This window comes from Streptomyces sp. NPDC002265, from assembly GCF_040296125.1.
Taxonomy (GTDB): Bacteria; Actinomycetota; Actinomycetes; order Streptomycetales; family Streptomycetaceae; genus Streptomyces.
In genome coordinates this window covers 1-6,146 of sequence record NZ_JBEOWS010000468.1, presented here as the reverse complement: position 1 = coordinate 6,146, position 6,146 = coordinate 1, and the positions used below count along the sequence as shown (strand labels likewise).

Here is a 6,146-nt window from a genome sequence, read left to right as displayed (position 1 = left end):
GTCAGGACAGCTTGTACGCGGTGACCTGGTGGATGGCGTTGTTCGGCAGGTAGTAGCGGCCGCCGAACTCCTCTGCCGTCCGGTCCATGCCGGTGTAGTCGCCCGTGAACGACAGCGCCTCGTCGACTCCGTCGCCGTCCAGGTCGGCGGCGAGGTAGTTGCGCGCGCCCATGAGACCGATGCTGCCCACGCTGCCCGACCAGGTGTCGCCGGACTCGAAGATGCTCGGGTCCCACACGTAGAGCCCGCCCTCGACACCGGCGACCAGCAGCCTGCGGCCGCCGGGACCGGTCATGAAGCCGCCGCCGTAGGACTGCGGCAGCACTCCGGCCTGGGAGTCCTTGCCGTCGGCCTCGAACCGCCGGAAGGCCGCCGTGCCTCCCTCGTACAGCACGCCGTTGTCGGTGAAGTAGCTGAAGTGCGTCCACAGACCGCCCGCGTAGCCGGAGTGCAGCACCTCACCGGTGCGGCCGTCGCGGATCTCGAAGTAGTTGCGCGGGTTGAGGGACTCGGCACCGTTGACCGTGAGCGGGGCGGTGACGTTCCACTGGTAGACGACCGCGTGCCCGTCCGCGTACGGGATCTCCTTCGACGCGAGGATGCCGTCGTTCGGGGTGGCGGTGCGAACGCCGCCGACCGCATCCGCCGGGGCCTTCGGCGCGAGGTCCCAACGGACCTTGCCGTTCTTCGCGTTCAGCGCGACGGCATCGGTCACCGCGTCGGTGAGCTGGTACGCGTTCAGGCTGGCGTAGGCCGCGTAGACCTGGCCGTCGTTCACCGACGGGTCGGTGAAGCGCACGTCGCCCGCGCTCTTGGGCGCGCTGTACGTCCACAGCGCGTGCCCGTCGCCGTAGTAGGCGCGCAGGGCGTCGGTCGGGACGAGGATGTCCAGTTCGCCGTCGCCGTCCAGGTCGGCCAGCTTCGCCGAGCGGACGTACTGGCCCTCGCCGCCCTCGATGGTGGCGATCGTCCTGCCGGTCTTCCCGTTGAGGACGACCACGGCGGTGTCGGCCGCGACGACGATCTCCGGCCTGCCGTCGCCGTTGACGTCACCGGTCTCGATGTCGTGCACCGCGCCGGGCACGGTGGCCCGCCACAGTTTCTCGGGCTTGCCGCTCACCAGCGACGGGCCCGAGTACGCCCACACGCCGTCGGACTGGCCTGCCATCACGACGTCGTTCTTGCCGTCCTTGTTCAGGTCCGTGGCCTTGGCGTACGCGATGTCGCCCATCAGCGGCGTCACGTCCTCGGCCTTGCCGTTGGTGAGCTTGAACGTCCGGATGTTCTGCGCCTGGTCGACGACCCGCACGTGCGTGCCCGCGGAGTCGCTGAACACGTCCTGGTACATCGGCGCGGCCGCGACACCCCTGCTCTGCCAGCCGACCACACCCTTGGCGTTGTAGACCGTCAAGGACGCATACCGTCCGCCGCCGGGGTTGCCCGCGCCGTTGATCTCACGGTCGTCCTGGGCGGAGGTGACCAGCCTGCCGTCGGCCACCTGGAGGCGCCAGACGCTCGCCGCGTCCTTGGCGTCGGCGGCGTCGCGCTTGACCGTGCTCGACCACAGGAGCTTGTCCGGGTCGGTGCCGTCGAGCACGCGCACGGTGCTGGCGTTGACGTAGTAGTTCTCGTCGAGGGAGGACTCCGCGACGACGTACTCGTCGCCGTCCTTCGCGGTGAGGTCACCGACCGTCAGCGCGGTGGGCAGGACGTTGTCCCGCGCCTCCAGCGTGGCGCGATGGCCGGTCTTCAGGTCGTAGGAGGCGACCTCGTAGTGCACGGCGTCGGTTGAGTCCTGCTGCTCCAGCGCGACGATCCGCTTGCGGCCGGCGTCCACGCGGAGCTGACGGCCGTAGAGCATGCTGTCGGTCTGCCAGGTGACGGAGCCGTCCGCCGTGTCCAGCACGAGGGTGCGGCCGCGCGCGTCGACCCCGGTGGCCTTGGCCAGGTTCCAGGAGACGGCGATCTTGCCCTTGCCCAGGTCCTGGATGTCGCCCCAGTTGGCCTTGCGGGCCTCCCCGGTGTCGTACGTCCAGGTCTGCGCCGGGGTCAGCACGCCGTCCGCGGAGGAGGCGAAACGGATGCCCGTCAGGGTCGCCGTGGCGGCCGCCGGGACCCTGGAGTCGCTGCTCATCCGCGGCGCGTCGGCGACCAGCAGGGTGCCGTCGACGATCTTGACCATGGAGGCGCGGTTGTACAGCTTCGACCATCTGGTGTCGCCGGTCCTGCCGTCGAGGACGGTGACGAACGTGCCCGTGGTCAGCGACGAGCCCGGCGAGGTGAACGGACGGGGGTACGGCGTCGTACCGACCTGCGCCGAGAACACGATGTCCGGGACACCGTCGCCGGTCAGGTCGCCGGTGGAGTAGCCGTTGTCCGAGTTCGCGGAGAACGGCGAGACCGCGTTGTAGCCCATCAGGATCTGCGCCGGGTACGGCTCGGCCCGCCAGACCTGGGTCGGCTTGACCTGCCAGTCCGTGTAGAACGAGCTGCTGGTGCGCGCCCACACCTCACTGCCGTCGGCGGCGTGGCGCTGCACGTAGCCCATGCTGTTGAAGGTGAAGTAGTCGCCGTTCTTCCCGACCGGCACGGTGGCGCCCATGCCGCGCACGCCTTCCAGCGTGGACCCGGCGGTCAGCGTGACCTTGGTGGTGGGGTCGGCGTCGGTGGACGCGCCGTCGAGCCGCGAGCCGGAGCCGGTGTCCGTACCGGAACCGGTGTCCGTACCGCTGCCGTCGTCGGCGGGCTTCGGGGAGTCGGCGGACGCCGGGCCGACCGTGCTGCTGTCGGTGGCGTCGGCGTTCGGGTCGAGCTTGACGTGGGCGGCCAGGGTCTCGGCCTCGGCGCTGGTCAGCCTCATGGCCGAGCCGCTGTCGTCGGCGGCCAGGGCCTGCGGGGCGGCGGTCAGGCACAGTCCCGCCGCGACCAGGGCGGAGGCGAGCTGCAGGGCCCGCCGCGAGTGGTGGGCTCTCATCACTTGACTCCCTGCGAGAAGCGGATCGCGGTGCCGTCGGTGAGGACGGACTGGTTGTACGAGTACTGGAGGGCGTCGGTGCCGGACTGGTTCTCGATGCCGACGGTGGCGCCCGCGCCCTTGTCCGCGACCGACTGGTACTGGAGGGTCACGGCGCCGGTGGCCTCGTCGAAGACGGCCTCGAACGTGGCGCGGCCCGAAGTGCCGTTGGCGTAGGCGGCGTTGTTCCAGACGATGGCGAACCTGCGGCTGCCCGCGGTGCCGGCGGTGGCGGTCTGCACCGACGACTTCTTGTCGAGGGTGAGGTCGTCCCACAGCGGGGCGATGATGCCCTTGACGCTGTTCGCGCCGGTCGTCGGCAGCGCGGTGTTGCCGTAGTCGCCGACGCGCGAGGACAGGAAGTTCACCAGGCCGTCGGTGGTGACGGAGGCCGAGGAGTACGAGACCCCGTACAGCTTCACCGGGAAGGGCAGCGAGACGGCCGCGGAGTCCTCGTCGCCGGTCAGGGAGACCTTCTTGGAGCCGGCGATCCAGGAGTAGGCGGCCGGGGCGCAGCTGTTGCCGGAGCTGTCGGTGCGGGCCGGGACCTGGACGTCCTTGGTCAGGTCGGCCGAGACGACGGTGGCGGTGCCGGTGTAGACGCCGTTGCACAGGACGGGTGCCGCGGGCTTGACCGTCAGGCTGTAGGTGCCCTCGGCGACCGCCGCGAAGGAGTACTTGCCCTTGGCGTCGGTGGTGACGGCGGCGACCGGGGCGCCGGTCACCTCGACCGTGGCACCCGCGAGCGCCTTTCCGGTGACGTCGAGGACGGTGCCCGTGACCTTGTGCGAGGCCACCGCGGTCAGCGCGATGTCCTGGGCGAGGGCCTCGTTCTCGGTGACCGTGACACCGGTGACCGAGCCGTTCGCGTAGCCGTAGCCGCTGAAGGCGAAGGAGTACGTGCCGGCCGGCAGGGGGAGCTTGTACGCGCCGTCGGCGCCGGTGGTGACCGTGCGGACGTCGCCGCCCGTGCCGGTGGCCCTGACGGTGATGTTGGCGAGGGCCGCGCCGGTCGCCTTGTCGGTGACCTTGCCGGTGACGGTGGCGGCGGTGTGCGGGGCCAGGTCGACGGAGGCGAGGATGTCGAGCTTGCCCTCGCCCCACACGTTGTTCATGTCGGCGGTGCCGCCGCAGTGGGTGTCGTCGACGTTGCGCGCGCCCTGGCCGAGCAGCGCACGGGTCTCGTCGATCTTGCCGATGAGTGAGGGGGCCGCCGACCAGAGCAGGGCCACGGCACCGGCGACGTGCGGGGTCGCCATCGACGTACCGGACTCGGTGTTGTACGACGAACCGGGCCAGGTGGACTGGACCTTGACACCCGGCGCCGAGATGTTCGGCTTCATGGAGCCGTCGACGAGCGAGGGTCCGAAGCCGGAGAAGGAGGCGATGGTGCCGGTGGAGTCGTAGGCGCCGACGCCGTAGGACGGGGCCTGCGAGCCGGGGGCGTGCGCGGTGGAACAGGTCTTGCCGTCACCGTCGTTGCCGGCCGCGAACGCCTCGAAGATGCCGGCGGCGTTCCACGCCTCGACGATGTCCTGGTAGAACGTCGTGTCGCCGCCGCCCCAGGAGTTGTTGACGATGTTCGGCGCGAGGTCCGGACGCGGGTTCTGCCCGTTGTGGTCGGTCGGCGCGAGGATCCACTGTCCGGCCGCGAGCAGTGACTCGTCCGAGCAGGAGGACGACTCACAGCCCTTGGCGGCGATCCACTTGGCGTTCGGCGCGACACCGATGCCGTGCTTGCCGACCATCGTGCCCATCGTGTGGGTGCCGTGGCCGTTGTTGTCGCAGGGGACGCCGCTGGTGCCGCACTGGCCGGTCGGGTCGTACCAGTTGTAGTCGTGGGTGAAGGAGCCGTCGCCGTTGTTGCCGCGGTACTGGGCGATCAGGTCGGGGTGGTTGTACTGCACGCCCGAGTCGACGTTGGCGATGACGATGCCCTCGCCGCGGTCGTCGTACTGGCTCCACACGTCGTCGGCGTTGATGTCCGCGACGCCCCACTCGGGGGTGTCGTCGCCGTTCGCGGAGGAGTCCGTGCGCGACGTGGTGATCTTGCTGTCGGCGGTCTCGATGTCGTCGAGCTTGTAGTGCTGCTCCTTGACGATCGACGCGACGTCCGAACGCTTCGCCAGCTCGTTCACCAGGGCCTGGTCGCCGGTGACCTGGATGGCGTCGGCGATCCAGTAGTCCTGGTGGCCGATCTTCTTCTTGTCCAGGAAGGACTTGAGGGAGGCCTGGCTGTCCGCGGCCGTCGCGCGCAGCTCCTTGAAGGCGGCCTTGGCCCGCGCGGCGTGCGTCTTCTGCTTCTTGGCGCCGGACAGGTCCGCCTGGTCCTTCAGGACGACGAAGAACGTCACGTCGCCGCCCTGGGCGACGGCGCCGCGCAGCGACGGGTCGATCGTCGCGCTCGCGGCCGCGGACGGGGTGTCGGCGGCGACGGCCGGTATCGCGCCGGAGATCAGAGCGGTCGCGGTGAACGCGGCCGCCACCCATGCGGCGGATCTGCGCCGTGGCGGTCGGGACAGGTGCATCGGGTTGCTCCTCCTGAACGGAACGGGGGAGCCCGGACGCTAGAGAGGGGCCGTTACTCGCGCATTACAGGGACACGGAAGTGACATGAGATCAGCTGACGCGCGGCCAAGAAACATCGGGCGCGCTCCCCGTCGGCACGCGTGCTCCCGGTCATGAGCGAGCCGCCGTCCGGCGGCCCGCCGCCATGGGCCAGGATGGGGGCATGAGCGTAGTCAAGATCAACGTACTGACGGTCCCTGCCGAACAGCGGGAAACGCTGGAGAAGCGTTTCGCGTCCCGTGCCCACGCGGTGGAGAACTCCGACGGGTTCGAGTGGTTCGAGCTGCTCCGGCCGGTCGAGGGCACCGACACCTATCTTGTGTACACGCGCTGGCGTGACGACGCCTCGTTCCAGGCGTGGATGGAGGGCCCGATGAAGGCCGCCCACCAGGGTGGCGGCGGTGCGGAGGGCGGGGAGCGTCCCAAGCCCGCGGCGAGCGGGTCCACCCTGTGGTCCTTCGAGGTGGTGCAGCAGGCCGGGCCGAAGGGCGCGTAGTACGGCTGTACCGGCCGCCGTTCCCGGTGGTGTGCCGCGCCCGGCCGATCCGGGGGGGGCGGCACCCCC

At 70.3% G+C, this 6,146-nt stretch carries 3 protein-coding genes; 1 reads left to right on the top strand and 2 read right to left on the bottom strand.

Annotated features, from left to right (window positions below):
* Position 1: 1 nt before the first annotated feature.
* Both ABT085_RS42690 and ABT085_RS42685 read right to left on the bottom strand, forming a co-directional pair.
* Positions 2-2,974, bottom strand: a complete 2,973-nt coding sequence (locus tag ABT085_RS42690; RefSeq protein WP_351621480.1) for an FG-GAP repeat domain-containing protein — start codon at positions 2,972-2,974, stop codon at positions 2-4.
* The gene (locus ABT085_RS42685) at positions 2,974-5,541 is read right to left on the bottom strand and encodes a S8 family serine peptidase (protein WP_351621477.1); all 2,568 of its coding nucleotides are present in this window, start codon (positions 5,539-5,541) and stop codon (positions 2,974-2,976) included. The genes ABT085_RS42690 and ABT085_RS42685 overlap by 1 nt, the downstream gene beginning before the upstream one ends.
* Before the next feature lie 203 nt (positions 5,542-5,744).
* On the opposite strand from ABT085_RS42685, the gene ABT085_RS42680 reads away from it, so the two are divergent.
* On the top strand, positions 5,745-6,077 hold the full coding sequence (locus ABT085_RS42680) for an antibiotic biosynthesis monooxygenase family protein (RefSeq protein WP_351621474.1): 333 nt from the start codon (positions 5,745-5,747) through the stop codon (positions 6,075-6,077).
* The last annotated feature ends 69 nt before the right edge of the window (positions 6,078-6,146 follow it).